We start from the raw sequence: 16,727 nt of genomic DNA on the forward strand, positions 1-16,727 counted from the left end.
GAGGACGCCATGCCTGAACTGCCGGAAGTCGAAACCACCCGCCGGGGCATTGCCCCCCACCTGGAAGGCCAGCGCGTCAGCCGGGTCATCGTGCGTGACCGCCGGCTGCGCTGGCCAATCCCCGAAGACCTCGATGTGCGCCTGTCCGGGCAGCGCATCGTGCTGGTCGAGCGGCGCGCCAAGTACCTGTTGATCAACGCCGAAGTCGGTACGTTGATCAGTCATTTGGGCATGTCGGGCAACCTGCGCCTGGTCGAGGTCGGCTTGCCGGCGCTCAAGCATGAGCATGTCGATATCGAGCTGGAATCCGGGCTGGCCTTGCGCTACACCGATCCGCGACGCTTCGGTGCAATGCTGTGGAGCACCGATCCGCTCAATCATGAACTGCTGATTCGCCTCGGGCCGGAGCCATTGACCGATCTGTTCGACGGCGAGCGCCTGTTCCAGCTGTCGCGCGGGCGTTCGATGGCGGTCAAACCGTTCATCATGGACAACGCGGTGGTGGTCGGGGTCGGCAACATTTACGCGACCGAAGCGCTGTTCGCTGCCGGCATCGATCCACGCCGCGAAGCCAAGAGCATCTCGCGGGCGCGTTATCTGAAGCTGGCGATCGAGATCAAACGCATCCTCGCCGCCGCCATCGAGCGTGGCGGCACCACGTTGCGTGACTTCATTGGCGGTGACGGGCAACCGGGGTACTTCCAGCAGGAGCTGTTTGTTTATGGTCGTGGCGGTGAACACTGCAAAGTCTGCGGCACCGGCCTGCGGGAGGTGAAGCTTGGTCAGCGCGCCAGTGTGTTCTGCCCGCGCTGTCAGAGCTGAGGTAAACCGTTCGAAAACATCCTACGGTCTATAGTGAGTTGTCTCACTGCCTAGCCCGAAGGATCGTGCCATGAAATCCCTGCAAGTCCTCTGTGCCGCACTGCTGCTGTGTTCCAGTCTGGCTGTCCAGGCCACGGAAACCGGCAGCGGTGATCCGCGTTACACCATCCAGAACCCACCGGCCTACGCCATGCTTGGCGACTTGCTGATCGCCCGACCTTTGCTGGTGGTGGCGACGGTAATCGGTGCGGGGGCGTTTGTGGTGTCGTTGCCGTTTACCGCGCTGGGTGGCGGAATTGGCGAGGCAGGGCAGGCGCTGGTGGTTGACCCGGCGAGGGCAGCGTTTGTGCGGTGTCTGGGGTGTGTCGGGGAGGGTTTTGAGCAGCGCGAGTAAGCTGATCCGGGTTTTGCGGTGTTGCCGATGGCCTCATCGCGGGCAAGCCCGCTCCCACAAGGTTTTGGTGTTCACACAATTTTTGTTCCACCACAGAACCCTGTGGGAGCGGGCTTGCCCGCGATGGCGTCGCCAGCGGCGCTGAAGAACTCAGGCCTTGCCGGTAATCTTGCGGTACTTCTCCATCAACTGTTCTTCAGTCTCCGGATGGGCTTCGTCCAGCGGTATGCAATCCACCGGGCAGACCTGCTGGCACTGCGGCTCGTCGTAGTGGCCAACGCACTGGGTGCACAGGTTCGGGTCGATCACATAGATCTCTTCGCCTTGGGAAATGGCGGCGTTCGGGCACTCGGGTTCGCAGACGTCGCAGTTGATGCAATCGTCGGTGATGATCAGGGACATGCTAACTCCAGCCGGGGCGGCAGGCCCGGGCGCAATAATCAATGCGCGCAATTGTGCCGCATTGGCGCCCGCAGTGCACGCGGGCGCCGTTTGAACGGTCGTTACTTCTTGAAGCGCAGGGTCAGGGCGTCGGCCACGGCCGGGTGGACGAACTTGCTGATATCACCGCCCAGCGCAGCGATTTCCCGCACCAGCGTCGAGGAAATGAACGAATAACGCTCGGACGGTGTGAGAAACAGGCTCTCGACGTCCGGCGCCAATTGGCGGTTCATGTTGGCCAGCTGGAATTCGTATTCGAAGTCCGACACCGCGCGCAGACCACGCAGGAACACATTGGCGTTCTGCTCTTTGGCGAAATGCGCCAGCAGCGTCGAGAAACCGACCACTTCCACGTTCGGCAGGTGTTTGGTGACCTCGCGAGCCAGTTCGACCCGTTGTTCCAGCGGGAACAGCGGGTTTTTCTTGGGGCTGGCGGCGACGGCGATGATCACGTGATCGAACAGGCGCGAGGCGCGTTCGACCAGATCGCCATGGCCCTTGGTAATAGGGTCGAAGGTACCTGGGTACAACACTCGGTTCATCGCGTCGTCCTGGCGGGAGTCCGTTGGGGAGTCGGATGGTATCGCAGCCGTCCCGGTCGGCCAAGTCGCCTGTTGGGTAAGAAAGCACTATAGACGACGCGATAAACCGGTTTTTTCACGGATTTCTCAGCCGATCAGCGAGGGACGTCGCCAATTGTGCAGTCAGTCCATACACGGACAATTGCGGGTTGGCACCGATGCTGGTGGGGAACAACGAGCCGTCGTGAATCGACAGATTGCTCAGTTGATGATGCCGGCCAAGGCTGTCGGTGACTGCGTTTTTCGGGTCTTCGCCCATCGCGCAGCCACCCATGACGTGGGCACTGCCCAGGCGTGTGCGGTACAGCTCAAGGCTCAAACCGTCGATCAAGGTGCGCACCTCGGCCAGGGTTTTCACGTAACGCGCATCGGCGTGCATCGGCATCACCGCTTGCGCGCCGCCGGCAAACTGGATCTCGGCCATGCTGTGAAAGGCGCGGCGCAAGCCTTCCCAGGCGTAAGGCGAGACCTGATAGTCGAGCACCGGCGAGCCATCGCCGCGCAATTCGACATTGCCGCCAGGGCTGTCCGGGTGGAAACCGTCGCGCAGCAGCGCCAGCATCGCGTGGGTGTGCGGCAGATCAGCCATGTGTTCGGCGTTCTGCGTGCCGAAGCCGCCCAGCAGCGTTGCCGCCAGCGCCGGGTGCAGCGGTGGCACTTCGAGTTTGTAGCCCATCGGTCCGCTGGTGCCGTCCTTCCACTGGAAATAATCCGAGTAGATCGACTGCGGCGCACCGTAGAACGGGTTGATCACTTCGTCGAAGCGCCCTGCGGACATGTTCACCAGATGCAGGAAGGTGCGTTTGCCGAGGCGCTGATGCGGGTCTGGCGCGTCCGAGCGCAAGAGTAGGGCGGGGCTGTTGATGCCGCCGCCGGCCAGCACGTAGTGCCGCGCCTTGACCGTAATCGTGCGCCCGGTCGGTGCGACGCAGCGTTCGTCCATCGCCACACACTGCAGGCCGAAGACCTTGTCGCCGCTGATCAGCAGTTTTTCCGCGCGAGCCAGGTAGAGCAGCTCGCCGCCCTTTTCCAGGGTCGCCGGAATGGTGGTGACCATCATCGACTGTTTGGCGTTGGTCGGGCAGCCCATGCCGCAATAGCCGAGGTTCCAGCAACCGCGCACATTGCGCGGAATCAGGTGCCAGCTGTAGCCGAGCTGTTCGCAGCCCTTGCGGATCACGTCGTTATTGGCGTTGGGTGGCACCATCCAGGGTGCCACACCCAGGCGTTGCTCCATTTTCTCGAACCACGGCGCCATCTCGGCAGGGCTGTGGCCTTTGACGTTGTGTTCCTTGGCCCAGTGCTCGAGGGTCGGTTCCGGGGTACGAAAGCTCGATGTCCAGTTGATCAGCGTCGTGCCGCCGACCGCGCGGCCCTGGAGGATAGTGATCGCGCCGTCCTTGCTCATGCGGCCGATACCTTCCTGATACAGGCTGCTGTAGGCCTGGTCTTCGAGCATTTTGAAATCGGAGCTGGTTTTCAGCGGGCCTTCTTCGATCAGCAGCACCTTGTAGCCGGCAGCGCTGAGAATTTCCGCGGTGGTGCCGCCACCGGCGCCGCTGCCGATGATGGCGACGTCGGCTTCAAGGCTGAGGTCGGCACTGAGCTGCGCGCCGTTGTAGGTTTTCCAGCCTCGTGCGAGGCCTTCGCGGAACGGGTCGGGTACGGGCATCGATCAGGTTCTCTTTATTATTCTGGCTGTGGTGGTGAGGCGGCTGGCGCCTTCGCGAGCAAGCTCGCTCCCACATTGAAATGCATTCCCTTGTGGGGGCGAGCCCCGGTTTCAAACGTTAGGCGGGCCGGGGTAGCCGCAGTGCGCCCAGGACTCGGCGCGGGTGTACCAGGCCATCATCACCATTTGCTGCAGGGAGCTGTGGCCCATGCGCAGCAGGCTCAGCGAGCTGTTCTGCCAGCGTTCGAGAAAGTGACGCATGGCCTCGGGGCCGGCGTTTTCCCAACTGCCCCAGATTCCGGTGAGCGGCCCGCGCGTGACGGCCATGCCGAGCACGTCGAACAGTTGCCGGGTGAGTTTGAGCATTTCCGGCGACAGGTGATCAAGGCTGTAGTCCAGCGACTTGAGGGTGCCATCGACGGCGCCGGGCATTTTTTCGCTCGCCACGGCGCCCTCGAGCATCACTGGAATCAAGGCGCGCAGAAACAACAGATCACCGTCGCGCAATGCGGCGAACCCGTTGGCGGTCACGCTCGACGAACAGCCACTGAGGCTGGCGCCGAGTCCGGCAGTGGCAAGAAACGCGGTGGCGCCGAGGCTGAACTTCAGCAGGCCACGGCGCGACAGCGCAGGTGTTTCAGTCAGGCTTGGGTGCATTGTTTTTATTACCCGGCGGTGACAAGGGCTTAGCGGATGAACAGCTTCTGGATCAGTTTCTGAATCGATTTGCCGTAGGGCGGGTAAATCAGCCTGGACGCATTGAAGCGCTGCTTGATCAACACACCTTTGGCTTTACTGAATGTGAGGAAACCTTCATGGCCGTGGTAATGGCCCATGCCTGACGGGCCGATGCCGCCGAATGGCATATCGTCCTGTGCCACATGCAACAGGGTGTCGTTCAGGCACACGCCGCCGGAGTGGGTTTCGTGCAACACGCGGTGCTGTTCGCGTTTGTCGTAGCCGAAGTAGTAAAGCGCCAGAGGACGTGGTCGCTGATTGATGTAAGCGAATGCCTGCTGCAGATCCTGGTACGGCACGATCGGCAGCAGCGGGCCGAAGATTTCGTCCTGCATCACGGTCATTTCGTCGCTGACATTCAGCAACAGGCTGTGCGGCATGCGTCGGCCCTGACCGTGTTCGAACAATGGAATCAGCAACGCGCCTTTGCTGGTGGCATCACTGATGTAGCCATTGAGGCGTGCCAGTTGGCGTTCATTGATGATCGCCGTGTAATCCGGGTTGTCGGCGAGAGTCGGGTAAAAACCCTGGACGGCCTGGCGATAGGCTTCGACGAACCCGCCGACGCGGTCTTCCGGCACCAGCACGTAGTCTGGTGCGACGCAGGTCTGCCCGGCATTCAGGGTTTTACCGAAGGCGATGCGTTCGGCGGCGTCCTTGAGCGGTACGTCGTGGGAGACGATGGCCGGCGACTTGCCGCCCAGTTCCAGGGTGACCGGCGTGAGGTTTTCGGCAGCGGCGCGCATCACGTGCTTGCCAATGCTGGTGGCGCCAGTGAACAGCAAGTGATCGAAGCGCAACCGGGAAAATGCCACGCCGACGTCCGCCTCTCCGAGCACCACGCAGACCAGGTCTTCAGGGAATACGCGGGCGAACAGTTGCTTGAGCAATTGCCCGGTCGCCGGTGTTGATTCGCTGAGTTTGAGCATCACCCGGTTGCCCGCCGCCAACGCGCCGACCAGCGGGCCGATGGCCAGATAAAGCGGGTAGTTCCACGGCACGATGACACCGACGACGCCGAGCGGCTGGTACACCACTTTCGCCGAAGCCGGCTGGAACGCCATGCCGACCTTGCGCCGCGAGGCCTTCATCCAGCCTTTGAGGTGGCGGCTGGCGTAATGAATGCCATGCAGGCTCGGCATCAGCTCGGCGAGCAAGGTTTCATCGGCGCTGCGATGGCTGAAATCGGTGCTGATGGCGTCGATCAGGGCCTGACGTTCGCTGCTGAGCAAATCGCGCAAGCTCTTCAGCCATTGCTGGCGTTGCGCGGCGGGGGGCATCGGGTTGACGGCGTAGGCGGCACGTTGCGCGGCGAACAACCGGTCGAGCGCTTCAAGTGGCTCTTGCAAGGTTTGCAGGTAAGCAATATCGGCAGTCATTGAAGGCTCCGGTTTTATTATCGTGAGGACTTTCTAGAGTCTATGCTCTAGAAAGTCAAATGACTTCCTTGCGCAGCTTTGTTTTATCCCGCTCCGGATAGGTCGTAAGATGCCGGTCACCGCACTCTGAATTAAAGCTCAAGCCATGGCCCCACGAATAAAAACCAGCGAGCGCATCGTGCAGAACAGCCTGGAGCTGTTCAATCAGCAGGGCGAGCGCAGCGTCAGCACCAACCACATTGCGGCCCACATGGAGATTTCTCCGGGCAATCTGTACTACCACTTCCCCAACAAGCAGGCGATCATCGCCGTGCTGTTCAGTGAGTACGAAGCCCTGGTCGACAGCTTTCTGCGCCCGCCGCAGGGCCGCGCCGCGACGGTGGAAGACAAGCGTTTCTATCTCAAGGAATTGCTGTCGGCGATGTGGCGTTACCGTTTTCTGCATCGCGATCTCGAGCACCTGCTCGACAGCGACGCCGAGCTGGCGGCCCGTTATCGGCGTTTTTCCCAGCGCTGCGTGATTCAGGGCGCCGCCATTTACGAAGGTTTTGTCGCGGCCGGGATCCTGAAAATGGATCGCGTGCAGATCGAATCCCTGACCCTCAATGCGTGGATCATCCTGACGTCGTGGGTGCGCTTCCTGTGCACCACCCGGGAAAACTCCAATCACCTCAGCGAACAGGCCGTCAAACGCGGCGTGTATCAGGTGCTGGTGCTGGAAGCCGGGTTCGTCACCGATCAGGCGCGCGAGCAGGTCAACGCATTGTTCGAGGAGTTCTACGTGCCGCTGGCCCAGGCCCTCGAAGACGTGAAGTAAACCGTATCGCCGACATCCCACAGGAGTCCGTCATGCCGATTGCGCAACTGATCAGCCCCGTCGCACTGGATGCCCGCAAGGAGCAGCCGGGGCTGGTGATTCTCGATTGTCGTTTTGCCCTCGAAGACCCGGATTACGGTCAGCGCAGCTACGCCGAAGGGCACATTGCCGGCGCGCATTTCGCCGACCTGGAACGTGACCTCAGCGGGCCGCTGGTCAAGGGCGTAACCGGACGTCATCCGCTGCCTGAGCCGGCGGTATTGATCGAGCGGCTGCAAGCGTGGGGCATCAATGCCGACAGCGATGTGGTGCTCTATGACGACGGTCCCAGTGCCTACGCGGCGCGGGCGTGGTGGTTGCTGGCGTGGCTGGGCAAGCGCGAGGGTGTGTTCATCCTCGATGGCGGACTCAAGGCCTGGCACGGTGCGGGGTTACCGCTGAGCCTGGATGCACCGGCGAACAGCCGTGGCCATTTCAGCGGTCAGGCGGACATGGGCTTGCTGCTCAGCGCCGAACAATTGCAGCAGCGTCTCGGCCAGCCGGCGCTGACGCTGCTGGATGCGCGGGCCTTGCCGCGTTTCAAGGGGGAAGTGGAGCCGATCGACCCGATTGCCGGGCACATTCCCGGTGCGCAATGTGCGGCGTTTACCGAGAACCTTGGCAGCGACGGGCGTTTCCTGCCGGCGGACCAGCTCAAGCAGCGGTTTGCCGCCAAACTCGGCGATCGCTCGCCCGCGGCTCTGGTGGCGTATTGCGGGTCCGGGGTGACGGCGTGTCACAACCTGTTTGCGTTGTGCCTGGCGGGGTATCCGTTGGCTTCGTTGTACGCCGGGTCGTGGAGCGAGTGGATCAACGAGCCTTCCCGAGGCATCGCGACCGGCGAGTGATCCCCACGAGGTTCTCCCGGCAGGCTCACGCCTACACCGGTTGTTCGGTGTTTGATGGTCTTTGTCTGGCACTGCGATACGCCGCTGGCCCCACGCCGTACACCTGCTTGAACTGCCGACTCAGATGGCTCTGATCGGCAAACCCCAGTTGCATGGCAACTTCCACCGGCAGACAGCCGCTCTGCAACAGGCCGCGCGCTGTGGCGATGCGCTGTTGCATTAGCCAGGTGTGCGGCGGCATGCCCGTGGCGCGGCGGAACACCCGGGCAAAATGGAACGGCGACAGATTGACCGCCGCAGCCAGTTCCTCCAGCGACGGCGGTGCAGCCAGTTGCGCATGCAGCAGCTCCTTGGCCAGCACCACCGCGCGATGTTCCTTGCCCGGTTTGCCGCTGATCTGCACCGCCGCGTGGCGCTGCAACAGCAGCAGCATCATCTCGCGCCACACCGTCTGCTGTTGCAGGGCGGTGGCGGGGCTTTCCAGCAAACGGTGCAACTGGCAGAAACCGTTGACCAGATCCGGATCGCGGTACAGCGTCGCGCCGAAGGCCGGCATCGGTGCGGTCGGCAATTCCAGCTCCTCGAGCAACGAAACGATCTGCCCGGTATCGGGATAAAACGCCCGGTACAGCCAGCCGTCCTCGGTGCCTTTGTGACCGGTGTGCAACTCATCCGGGTTGATCAGCACCAGCGTGCCGCTGCCGGCCAGGTGTTCGGCACCGCGATACCGGTAGCGCTGGGCGCCGGCCATGATCATGCCGATCACGTAGCCGTCGTGGACGTGGGGGGCGAAGCGATGGTCGATGTAGCGCGCCGATAACAGTTCGACCCCGGCCAATGGCGCGGTTTGCCAGAAACGGATCGACTCGCCCGTCTCGTTCATGGCGTCACACGGGCCAGCCATTGCGGGATACGCCGTTCCAGGTAGTAACCGGGCTGGCGGAACGTGCCATCGACAAAGCCGACATGCCCGCCCTTGGCCTGCAGTTCGAATTGCGTGGTGGCGGACAGCTCCTGCGCCGAAGGCAGGCTGTGGGGGAAGACAAACGGATCGTCGGCGGCCTGAATGATCAGGGTCGGCGTGCGGACTTCACCGAGGAAATAGCGGCTCGAGGCGCGGCGATAGTAATCCTCGGCGTCGGTAAAACCGTGCAGTGGCGCGGTCACCCGGCCATCGAAATCCCAGAAGGTACGCATGTTTTCCAGCGAGCCGAGAGCGGCCAGCGCGGCGAGGCCATCCTCGCGTCCGTCATGCTGGAATTGCCGTTGCTTGTTCTTGATGTAGGCGACCATCTCGCGCATGAAGTGCGCCTGATAGACCCTGGAAAAGCCCTGGCCGATGCGGTCGGCGCATTGATCGAGACGAAACGGCACCGACACGGCGACCGCACCGAGTACGCCGCTGTCGCTGCCGGTTTCTCCCAGATGCTTGAGCAGCACGTTGCCGCCGAGCGAATAACCGACTGCATACAGCGGCGCCAGCGGCCGTTTGGCGCGCAGGTGTCTGATGGCTTCGGCAAGGTCTTCGCTGGCGCCGGAGTGGTAACTGCGCGGCAGCAGGTTCGGTTCGCCCGAGCAGCCACGCCAGTTCAGCGCAACACTGGCCCAGCCTTGACCGGCCAACGCCTTCTGAATGCCTGCGACGTAAGGTGAATTGGAGGAGCCGGTCAGCCCATGCAGCACCAGCACCAAGGGTGCCTCGGCACTGTGCGGGCCATGCCAGTCGAGGTCGAGAAAGTCGCCGTCCTCAAGCCATAAGCGTTCGCGCTCGCGTTCGATATGCACGGTTTTGCGCCACAGCGGCCCCCACAAGGTTTGCAGGTGCGGATTGCCGAGGCCGAAGGCCGGGGTGAAGCGTTCAGTTTCCAGAGGGCACACACCTTTTGTGGCGAGGGAGCCAGCTCCCGCGCCACAGGGTTCTTCAATACTTTCAGTTAACTGCCATGCGTTGCCACAACGCGTAATAGACCCGCCCGGATTTCTGCTCGCGGTGCAGGCGCCAGTTGCCCGGCAGGCCCAGGGTCGACGGCGCGGTTTCGCTTTCAGTGTAGATCCACGAATCGGGCGCCAGCCATTCGCGCTCTTCCAGCAATGTGCAAACGGCCGGCAACAGGTTCTGGTTGAACGGCGGATCGAGGAACACCAGGTCGAACGGCGTGGCGACCTGGGTTTCCAGGTAGCGCAAGGCGTCGGCGGTCTGCACCTGGCCGTTGGTGCAGCGCAGGGTGCCGAGGTGTTCTTTCAGGCTGGATACCGCGACATGGCTGGCGTCCAGTGCCTGCCCCATGGCCGCGCCACGGGACAGTGCTTCGAGAAACAGTGCGCCGCTGCCGGCGAACGGATCCAGCACCTTGGCCCCGGCCACATACGGCGCGAGCCAGTTGAACAGGGTTTCACGCACGCGATCCGGCGTCGGGCGCAGGCCCGGCGCGTCGGGGAAGCTCAGTTTTCGGCTGCGCCATTCGCCGCCGATGATGCGCAGTTGGTTCACGCCGTTGTGCACGTTTTGCGCAGGTTTTTTCGGTGTACGAGTTGCCATTAATGCTCCGGAACCCCGAGCGGTTGCTCGGCAGGTTTATCAGATGGGGCCGGTAACGGCTTTTGTGGCACGGTCGGGCCAGCGCTGACGATGACCATTTTGTCCGTGCTCAGGTGTTTGTTCAGGGCGTCGCGCACCTGTTCCACAGTCAGGCTCTGGGACTGTTTCATGAAGTCGTCCAGATAACTCAACGGCAAATTATAGAAGCCCATGGCGCCGAGTTGGCCGACGATGTCGGCGTTGCTCGCGGTGGACAGCGGGAAGCTGCCGGCCAGTTCGCGTTTGGCGTCGTCGAGTTCTTTCTGCGTCGGGCCGGTTTTCAGGTAATCGGCGAGTACGTCCTGCACCAGTTTCAGGGTGCCTTCGCTCATTTCCGCGCGGGTCTGCAGGTTGATCATGAACGGGCCACGGGCCTGCATCGGGCTGAACGCCGAATACACGCCGTAAGTCAGGCCGCGTTTCTCGCGCACTTCGCTCATCAGGCGCGTGCCGAAACCACCGCCACCGAGGATCTGGTTGCCCATCGACAGTGCCGCGTAATCCGGGTCATCGCGGTCGATGCCCAGTTGCGCGAGCATCAGGTTGGTCTGCTTGGACGGGAACTCGATGTGGCCGGTGCTGGCCTTCGGTTCTTGCGGCGGCGCGATCTTCGCCAGGGCCGGGCCTTTCGGCAGGGCAGAGGACACTTGATTGGCGATGGCCTCGGCGTCGGCGCGGGACAGATCACCGACCAGCGCGATCACCACATTGCCGGCCGCGTAGGCTTTGGCGTGGAACTCACGCAGTTGCGCCAGGGTGATCTTCGGTATGCTTTGCGCGTTGCCGTCACTCGAGTGCGCGTACGGGTGGTCGCCGTACAGGCGCTTCATCAGTTCGAGGGTGGCAAGTTTGCCGGGGTTCTGTTTCTGGTATTCGAAACCGGCGAGCAACTGGTTCTTGATCCGCGCAAACGAGTCTGCCGGGAAGGTCGGCTTGCCGACCACGTCGGCGAACAGCTTGAGTGCCGGTTCGCGCTTATCGGCGGCGCTCAGGCTACGCAGCGAAGCCAGCGCCATGTCCTTGAAGGCACCGTTGCCGAAATCCGCTCCCAGACCTTCGAAGCCCTGGGCAATTGCACCGACGTCTTTGCCGGCGACACCCTCATTGAGCATCGCGTTGGTCAGCACCGCCAGCCCCGGCACGTTGCCGTCCTGACTGCTGCCGGCAGCAAAGATCAGGCGCATGTCGAACATCGGCAGCTCATGGGCCTCGACGAACAGCACCTTGGCGCCTTCGGCGGTGTGCCAGGTCTGTACGTCGAGTTTGCGGCTGGCCGGGGCCTTGCCGTCGAGTTCGGTCAGCGATTGCAGTTTCTGGCTCGACTTGGCGTTGTCCAGTGCTTCGCTGGCATGGGTCCCAGTGTCGGGTACCAGATAAAACGCGGCGGAGCCGATGACTGCCACGGCAATCAGGCCAAGTAGCAGGCGTGGGGATTTGCGCTTACTCATGAGTCGTCTCCAGTGGCAGGACGTGGGCGACGCTGAGACGTTCGCGGGTGAAATACAGCTTGGCGGCGTTCTGGATGTCTTGCGGGGTCACGCTTTCCAGATCGGCCAGTTCGGTGTCCATCAGTTTCCACGACAGACCGACCGTTTCAAGCTGACCGATGGCGGTGGCCTGGCTGGTGATCGAATCACGTTCGAAGACCAGGCCGGCGATGACCTGCGCACGCACGCGCTCCAGTTCTTCGGCGGACGGCGCGGTGGTCTTCAACTGTTCCAGCAGTTTCCACAGACCGGCCTCGGCTTGCGCCATGGTCTTTTTCTTCTGGGTGTTCGGCGTCGCCGACAGGGTGAACAGGCTGTCGCCACGGGTGTAGGCGTCGTAGCTCGACGAGCCGCCGGAGACCAACTCTTCGCCGCGCTCCAGTTGCGTCGGGATGCGTCCGCTGTAACCGCCGTCAAGCAGCGCCGAGATCAGGCGCAGAGCGTTGACCGAGCGTTTATCTTCGGCTGTGGCAATGCTTGGCACGTTGAAACCGAGCATCAGGCTGGGCAATTGGGTCTGCACGTGCAGGGTGATCTGGCGTTCGCCGGGTTCGGCCAGTTCCAGCGGCTTTTTCGCCGGTGGCACGTCGCGTCTGGCAATCGGGCCGAAATAGCGCTGGGCGAGGGTTTTGACTTCGTCCGGAGTGACGTCGCCGACCACCACCAGCGTGGCATTGTTCGGCACATACCAGGATTGGTACCAGTGGCGCAGCTCCTCGACCTTCATCCGGTCGAGGTCGGCCATCCAGCCGATGGTCGGCGTGTGGTAGCCGCTTGCCGGGTAAGCCATCGCTTTGTAGCGTTCGTAGGCCTTGGACATCGGCTTGTCATCGGTGCGCAGGCGGCGCTCTTCCTTGATGACTTCGATTTCCTTGGCGAACTCGTCAGCCGGCAGGCGCAAATTGGCCATGCGGTCGGCTTCCAGCTCAAAGGCCACGCCCAGACGGTCGCGGGCCAGCACCTGGTAATAAGCGGTGAAGTCGTCGCTGGTGAAGGCGTTCTCTTCGGCGCCGAGGTCGCGCAGGATCAGCGAGGCTTCGCCGGGGCCAACCTTTTCGCTGCCCTTGAACATCATGTGCTCAAGCGCGTGGGACAGACCGGTCTGCCCCGGGGTTTCGTAGCTGGAACCGACCTTGTACCAGACTTGCGACACCACTACTGGCGCGCGATGGTCTTCGCGCACGACGACCTTGAGACCATTGTCGAGGGTGAATTCATGGGTCGGTTGCGGGTCGGCCGCCAGGGCCGAAAGGGGCAGGCAGACTGTGCTGAGCAGCAGGCCAGCAGCGCGGCGGGCTAGAGCATTCATTCGTTTTTTAACCTGTTGGGCTGCCCGCTTGGTCTTAGCCTAGGCGGGCGAGGAGGTGCTAGGATACTGATCCGTTTTACCGGCGACCACGCCTATCAGGTTTTCAGGCTTGATACGGCTGTATAGGTTGGCGGCAGAAAGCTGCGGTTTATCGACTAGACTTCGCTTTTTCGCCGATTTTGCCGGTTGAGTCCTTCGTTTATACGATTCTTTGGGGTGCCGCTGGCGCCTCGACAACATGTTGCGCGTGAACAAGCTGGATGAAACACAGTCTGTTCTGCATCGAATATTTATTTGCCGGGGCGCCCTTATGGCGCGTCGCTACCGTGAGATAGCCGTCCTCCATGTTTGGTTCCAACGACGACAAGAAGACCCCAGCTGCGGCTGGCGAGAAGAAAAGCCTGTTCGGATGGCTGCGTAAGAAACCGCAGGAACCCGTTGTCGAACAGCCGCCTGCGATTCCTGAACCAGCCCCCGCGCCGGCACCCATCGTAGAAGAAGAGCCAGCCCCGATCGTTCTGCCGATCGCCGAGCCGGTGTTGCAACCGGTTGAGCCAGAGCCAGAACCGGAAGTGCCTGTGGCAGGCGGGGTGTCGCTGACGCCGGCCGCCGAGCCGTGGCTGACCTTGCCGGTGGCGGAAGAGCCGGTGGCGCTGGTTGAAGAAACTGCGCCGCACGTGACGCCGCCGATTCCTGCGCCTGCTGCGTTTGTTCCTGAAGCTGCACCGGCGCCGGTGCTTGAGCCCGTCGCCGAGCCTGCGCCGGCGGTGATTGCTGAACCTGTTGCGCCTGTGGTCGTTGCCCCGGTTGTTCAACAACCTGCACCTGCACCTGCACCTGCACCTGTCGCCAATGTGCCGGTTGCGGTGCCAGTTGAAACGCCGGTCGAAGCGCCACGCACCGAAGAAACCAAGGCCGGCTTCTTCGCCCGCCTCAAGCAAGGCCTGTCCAAGACCAGCGCCAGCATCGGCGAAGGCATGGCCAGCCTGTTTCTCGGTCGCAAGACCATCGACGACGACCTGCTCGACGACCTAGAGACCCGTCTGCTGACCGCCGACGTGGGCGTCGAAGCCACCACGCAAATCATCCAGCGCTTGACCCAGAAGGTCGCCCGCAAAGAATTGGCCGACGCCGACGCGTTGTACAAATCCCTGCAGGCCGAGCTGGCGGCGATGCTCAAACCGGTCGAACAACCGCTGAAGATCGTCTCGCAGAACAAGCCATTCGTGATTCTGGTGGTCGGCGTCAACGGTGCCGGCAAGACCACCACCATCGGCAAACTGGCGAAGAAGCTGCAACTGGAAGGCAAGAAAGTCATGCTCGCCGCCGGTGACACCTTCCGCGCCGCGGCCGTTGAGCAACTGCAGGTCTGGGGCGAACGCAACAAGATCCCGGTGATCGCCCAGCACACCGGCGCCGACTCGGCTTCGGTGATCTTCGACGCCGTGCAGGCCGCCAAGGCCCGTGGCATCGACGTGCTGATCGCCGACACCGCCGGTCGCCTGCATACCAAAGACAACCTGATGGAAGAACTGAAAAAGGTTCGCCGGGTGATCGGCAAGCTCGACGCCGACGCGCCTCACGAAGTGCTGCTGGTGCTCGATGCCGGTACTGGCCAGAACGCCATCAACCAGGCCAAGCAATTCAACCAGACCGTCGAACTGACCGGCCTGGCGCTGACCAAGCTCGACGGCACCGCCAAGGGCGGGGTGATTTTTGCCCTGGCCAAGCAGTTTGGCCTGCCGATCCGCTACATCGGCGTCGGTGAAGGCATCGACGATTTGCGCACCTTTGAAGCCGAACCCTTTGTCCAGGCACTGTTTGCCGAGCGGGAGCGTTCATGATTCGTTTCGAACAGGTCGGTAAGCGCTACCCGAACGGTCACGTCGGCTTGCATGAGCTGAGCTTTCGAGTCCGTCGTGGCGAATTCTTGTTTGTGACCGGTCACTCCGGTGCCGGTAAATCCACCTTGCTGCGCCTGTTGCTGGCGATGGAGCGTCCGACCAGCGGCAAGCTGCTGCTGGCCGGGCAGGATCTGAGCACCATCAGCAACGCGCAGATTCCGTTCCTGCGTCGGCAGATCGGCGTGGTGTTCCAGAATCACCAGTTGCTGTTCGATCGCACGGTGTTCAACAACGTCGCGTTGCCGTTGCAGATTCTCGGGCTGTCCAAGGCCGAAATCGCCAAGCGTGTCGATTCGGCGCTGGAGCGCGTGGCGCTGTCGGATAAAACCGATCTGTACCCGGGCGACCTGTCCACCGGTCAGCAACAGCGCGTCGGCATTGCCCGGGCCATCGTTCACCGTCCGGCCCTGCTGCTGGCGGACGAACCGACCGGTAACCTCGACCCGCGTCTGGCGGCCGAGATCATGGGCGTGTTCGAAGACATCAACCGGCTGGGCACCAGCGTGCTGATCGCCAGTCACGACCTGGCCCTGATTGCGCGCATGCGGCATCGCATGCTGACCCTGCAACGCGGTCGCTTGATCGGCGACGGGGAGGCCAGCGTATGAGTGCGACACGCAGTCCGAAGGTTTCCGAACGTGTGGCCCCGAAGGCCGCCGATCCGCAGCCACCGAAGAAGAAAAAACACGACGAAGACGACGGTCCCGACTTTGCCACGCTGTTTCGCGCCTGGGTCGAAAGCCATCGCGCCAGCCTGCTCGACAGCCTGCGGCGTCTTGGCAAGCAGCCGATCGGCAGCTTCTTCACCTGCATGGTGATGGCCGTGGCGCTGAGCCTGCCGATGGGCCTGTCGCTGTTGCTCAACAACGTCGAGCGTCTGGGCGGTTCGTGGCAGCGGGCGGCGCAGATTTCGCTGTACCTGCAACTCGATGCCAGCCCGGAGCAGGGCGAGTCGTTGCGCGAACAGATCAAAGGCATGCCTGGCGTGGCGGATGCTGAATATGTCGGTCGTGATCAGGCGCTGGAAGAGTTTCAGCAACAGTCCGGCCTTGGCGAAGCCCTGCGCGAACTGCCGGAGAACCCGCTGCCCGGCGTGGTGCTGGTGACGCCGAACGAGGTCGACAAGCCGACCCTGGAAGCATTAAGACAAAAACTTTCCGAGCTGCCCAAGGTACAACAGGCGCAACTTGATCTAGTCTGGGTCGAGCGTCTGGCCGCGATCCTCAAGCTCGGCGACCGGTTTGTCTTCGGTCTGACGGTGCTGCTGGTTTCTGCATTACTTTTGGTGATAGGCAATACCATTCGTCTTCATATTGAAAACCGCCGAATCGAGATCGAAGTGATTAAACTCGTCGGCGGCACTGACAGCTATGTGCGACGTCCCTTCCTTTATATGGGCGCGTTGTATGGTTTCGGTGCCGGGCTGTTGTCCTGGGGCGTATTGGCGTTTGGCCTGAACTGGCTGAACGATGCGGTGGTTGGACTGGCCGGCTTGTACGGCAGTGATTTCGCGCTGGCCGGAGTGCCAGTTGCCGACGGTCTGTCGCTCTTGCTTGGCGCGGTGCTGTTGGGTTATATCGGTGCATGGATTGCAGTCGCGCGTCATCTCAGGGAGCTGGCGCCGAAGTAGAATCTTTTTTGCGCGTGATTGGCCTTGTGGTTTTTTGGGAACTTGTACCTGAGTTCCCGGTCAATTTTTCGCAGTGCTGAAAGGCACG

17 protein-coding genes are annotated in these 16,727 nt (G+C 62.2%); 7 read left to right on the forward strand and 10 right to left on the reverse strand.

What is annotated here, in order from left to right; all coding sequences use genetic code 11:
• Positions 1 to 9 precede the first annotated feature (9 nt).
• Together mutM and K5Y35_RS09205 are read left to right on the forward strand one after the other, a co-directional pair.
• Complete coding sequence (gene mutM, locus K5Y35_RS09200) at positions 10 to 822, forward strand: bifunctional DNA-formamidopyrimidine glycosylase/DNA-(apurinic or apyrimidinic site) lyase (protein WP_025112080.1); 813 nt, start codon at positions 10 to 12, stop codon at positions 820 to 822.
• Positions 823 to 892: 70 nt separating this feature from the next.
• Positions 893 to 1,216 carry a multidrug transporter gene (locus tag K5Y35_RS09205; RefSeq protein ID WP_123469595.1) on the forward strand — a complete coding sequence of 108 codons (324 nt, stop codon included), beginning with the start codon at positions 893 to 895 and terminating at the stop codon, positions 1,214 to 1,216.
• 150 nt (positions 1,217 to 1,366) lie between these two features.
• Here K5Y35_RS09205 and K5Y35_RS09210 read toward each other — a convergent pair whose 3' ends face one another.
• From K5Y35_RS09210 to K5Y35_RS09230, 5 genes are all read right to left on the reverse strand, one after another.
• Positions 1,367 to 1,618 carry a YfhL family 4Fe-4S dicluster ferredoxin gene (locus tag K5Y35_RS09210; protein WP_003195146.1) on the reverse strand — a complete coding sequence of 84 codons (252 nt, stop codon included), beginning with the start codon at positions 1,616 to 1,618 and terminating at the stop codon, positions 1,367 to 1,369.
• A 101-nt stretch (positions 1,619 to 1,719) separates the two neighbouring features.
• A complete protein-coding gene (gene coaD / locus K5Y35_RS09215; RefSeq protein ID WP_003229157.1) occupies positions 1,720 to 2,199 on the reverse strand; it encodes a pantetheine-phosphate adenylyltransferase in 480 nt (159 codons plus the stop codon).
• A 115-nt stretch (positions 2,200 to 2,314) separates the two neighbouring features.
• Positions 2,315 to 3,910, reverse strand: a complete 1,596-nt coding sequence (locus K5Y35_RS09220) for a GMC family oxidoreductase (RefSeq protein WP_222834110.1) — start codon at positions 3,908 to 3,910, stop codon at positions 2,315 to 2,317.
• 111 nt (positions 3,911 to 4,021) lie between these two features.
• Positions 4,022 to 4,567: a twin-arginine translocation pathway signal protein gene (locus K5Y35_RS09225; protein ID WP_222834111.1), complete on the reverse strand. Its 546-nt coding sequence runs from the start codon at positions 4,565 to 4,567 to the stop codon at positions 4,022 to 4,024.
• A 29-nt stretch (positions 4,568 to 4,596) separates the two neighbouring features.
• Positions 4,597 to 6,027: a coniferyl aldehyde dehydrogenase gene (locus K5Y35_RS09230; protein WP_222834112.1), complete on the reverse strand. Its 1,431-nt coding sequence runs from the start codon at positions 6,025 to 6,027 to the stop codon at positions 4,597 to 4,599.
• A gap of 145 nt (positions 6,028 to 6,172) precedes the next feature.
• Here K5Y35_RS09230 and K5Y35_RS09235 point away from each other — a divergent pair, with 145 nt between their 5' ends.
• Together K5Y35_RS09235 and K5Y35_RS09240 are read left to right on the forward strand one after the other, a co-directional pair.
• Entirely contained in the window at positions 6,173 to 6,844 is a 672-nt protein-coding gene (locus K5Y35_RS09235; protein ID WP_123469587.1) for a TetR/AcrR family transcriptional regulator, read from the forward strand.
• A gap of 32 nt (positions 6,845 to 6,876) precedes the next feature.
• On the forward strand, positions 6,877 to 7,731 hold the full coding sequence (locus K5Y35_RS09240) for a sulfurtransferase (protein ID WP_222834113.1): 855 nt from the start codon (positions 6,877 to 6,879) through the stop codon (positions 7,729 to 7,731).
• A 31-nt stretch (positions 7,732 to 7,762) separates the two neighbouring features.
• Here K5Y35_RS09240 and K5Y35_RS09245 read toward each other — a convergent pair whose 3' ends face one another.
• The 5 genes from K5Y35_RS09245 to K5Y35_RS09265 are packed head-to-tail and all read right to left on the reverse strand — an operon-like array spanning position 7,763 to position 13,105.
• Positions 7,763 to 8,614, reverse strand: coding sequence for an AraC family transcriptional regulator (locus K5Y35_RS09245; protein WP_222834114.1), 852 nt, complete (start codon positions 8,612 to 8,614; stop codon positions 7,763 to 7,765).
• Entirely contained in the window at positions 8,611 to 9,609 is a 999-nt protein-coding gene (locus tag K5Y35_RS09250) for a hydrolase (protein WP_222834115.1), read from the reverse strand. The genes K5Y35_RS09245 and K5Y35_RS09250 overlap by 4 nt, the downstream gene beginning before the upstream one ends.
• 52 nt (positions 9,610 to 9,661) lie before the next feature.
• Positions 9,662 to 10,270, reverse strand: coding sequence for a 16S rRNA (guanine(966)-N(2))-methyltransferase RsmD (rsmD, locus tag K5Y35_RS09255; RefSeq protein ID WP_123469579.1), 609 nt, complete (start codon positions 10,268 to 10,270; stop codon positions 9,662 to 9,664).
• Complete coding sequence (locus K5Y35_RS09260; RefSeq protein ID WP_123469577.1) at positions 10,270 to 11,757, reverse strand: M16 family metallopeptidase; 1,488 nt, start codon at positions 11,755 to 11,757, stop codon at positions 10,270 to 10,272. Before K5Y35_RS09260 ends, rsmD begins: the two co-directional genes overlap by 1 nt.
• The gene (locus K5Y35_RS09265) at positions 11,750 to 13,105 is read right to left on the reverse strand and encodes a M16 family metallopeptidase (RefSeq protein ID WP_123469575.1); all 1,356 of its coding nucleotides are present in this window, start codon (positions 13,103 to 13,105) and stop codon (positions 11,750 to 11,752) included. The genes K5Y35_RS09260 and K5Y35_RS09265 overlap by 8 nt, the downstream gene beginning before the upstream one ends.
• A 344-nt stretch (positions 13,106 to 13,449) precedes the next feature.
• Between K5Y35_RS09265 and ftsY the strand changes: the two genes are divergently transcribed.
• The 3 genes from ftsY to ftsX are packed head-to-tail and all read left to right on the forward strand — an operon-like array spanning position 13,450 to position 16,639.
• Positions 13,450 to 14,949 carry a signal recognition particle-docking protein FtsY gene (gene ftsY, locus K5Y35_RS09270; RefSeq protein ID WP_222834116.1) on the forward strand — a complete coding sequence of 500 codons (1,500 nt, stop codon included), beginning with the start codon at positions 13,450 to 13,452 and terminating at the stop codon, positions 14,947 to 14,949.
• Entirely contained in the window at positions 14,946 to 15,617 is a 672-nt protein-coding gene (gene ftsE / locus K5Y35_RS09275; protein WP_009051326.1) for a cell division ATP-binding protein FtsE, read from the forward strand. The genes ftsY and ftsE overlap by 4 nt, the downstream gene beginning before the upstream one ends.
• Positions 15,614 to 16,639 carry a permease-like cell division protein FtsX gene (gene ftsX / locus K5Y35_RS09280; RefSeq protein WP_123469571.1) on the forward strand — a complete coding sequence of 342 codons (1,026 nt, stop codon included), beginning with the start codon at positions 15,614 to 15,616 and terminating at the stop codon, positions 16,637 to 16,639. Before ftsE ends, ftsX begins: the two co-directional genes overlap by 4 nt.
• Positions 16,640 to 16,727 lie beyond the last annotated feature (88 nt).

Origin of the sequence: Pseudomonas sp. SC3(2021) (assembly GCF_019856535.1) — a bacterium.
Classification (GTDB): domain Bacteria; phylum Pseudomonadota; class Gammaproteobacteria; order Pseudomonadales; family Pseudomonadaceae; genus Aquipseudomonas; species Aquipseudomonas monsensis.

What these genes read in the sequence shown, in the direction of transcription:
- mutM (WP_025112080.1), top strand. Translation starts at nt 10, where the DNA reads ATGCCTGAACTGCCGGAAGTCGAAACCACCCGCCGGGGCATTGCCCCC.
- K5Y35_RS09205 (WP_123469595.1), top strand. Translation starts at nt 893, where the DNA reads ATGAAATCCCTGCAAGTCCTCTGTGCCGCACTGCTGCTGTGTTCCAGT.
- K5Y35_RS09210 (WP_003195146.1), bottom strand. Translation starts at nt 1,618, where the DNA reads ATGTCCCTGATCATCACCGACGATTGCATCAACTGCGACGTCTGCGAA.
- coaD (WP_003229157.1), bottom strand. Translation starts at nt 2,199, where the DNA reads ATGAACCGAGTGTTGTACCCAGGTACCTTCGACCCTATTACCAAGGGC.
- K5Y35_RS09220 (WP_222834110.1), bottom strand. Translation starts at nt 3,910, where the DNA reads ATGCCCGTACCCGACCCGTTCCGCGAAGGCCTCGCACGAGGCTGGAAA.
- K5Y35_RS09225 (WP_222834111.1), bottom strand. Translation starts at nt 4,567, where the DNA reads ATGCACCCAAGCCTGACTGAAACACCTGCGCTGTCGCGCCGTGGCCTG.
- K5Y35_RS09230 (WP_222834112.1), bottom strand. Translation starts at nt 6,027, where the DNA reads ATGACTGCCGATATTGCTTACCTGCAAACCTTGCAAGAGCCACTTGAA.
- K5Y35_RS09235 (WP_123469587.1), top strand. Translation starts at nt 6,173, where the DNA reads ATGGCCCCACGAATAAAAACCAGCGAGCGCATCGTGCAGAACAGCCTG.
- K5Y35_RS09240 (WP_222834113.1), top strand. Translation starts at nt 6,877, where the DNA reads ATGCCGATTGCGCAACTGATCAGCCCCGTCGCACTGGATGCCCGCAAG.
- K5Y35_RS09245 (WP_222834114.1), bottom strand. Translation starts at nt 8,614, where the DNA reads ATGAACGAGACGGGCGAGTCGATCCGTTTCTGGCAAACCGCGCCATTG.
- rsmD (WP_123469579.1), bottom strand. Translation starts at nt 10,270, where the DNA reads ATGGCAACTCGTACACCGAAAAAACCTGCGCAAAACGTGCACAACGGC.
- K5Y35_RS09260 (WP_123469577.1), bottom strand. Translation starts at nt 11,757, where the DNA reads ATGAGTAAGCGCAAATCCCCACGCCTGCTACTTGGCCTGATTGCCGTG.
- K5Y35_RS09265 (WP_123469575.1), bottom strand. Translation starts at nt 13,105, where the DNA reads ATGAATGCTCTAGCCCGCCGCGCTGCTGGCCTGCTGCTCAGCACAGTC.
- ftsY (WP_222834116.1), top strand. Translation starts at nt 13,450, where the DNA reads ATGTTTGGTTCCAACGACGACAAGAAGACCCCAGCTGCGGCTGGCGAG.
- ftsE (WP_009051326.1), top strand. Translation starts at nt 14,946, where the DNA reads ATGATTCGTTTCGAACAGGTCGGTAAGCGCTACCCGAACGGTCACGTC.
- ftsX (WP_123469571.1), top strand. Translation starts at nt 15,614, where the DNA reads ATGAGTGCGACACGCAGTCCGAAGGTTTCCGAACGTGTGGCCCCGAAG.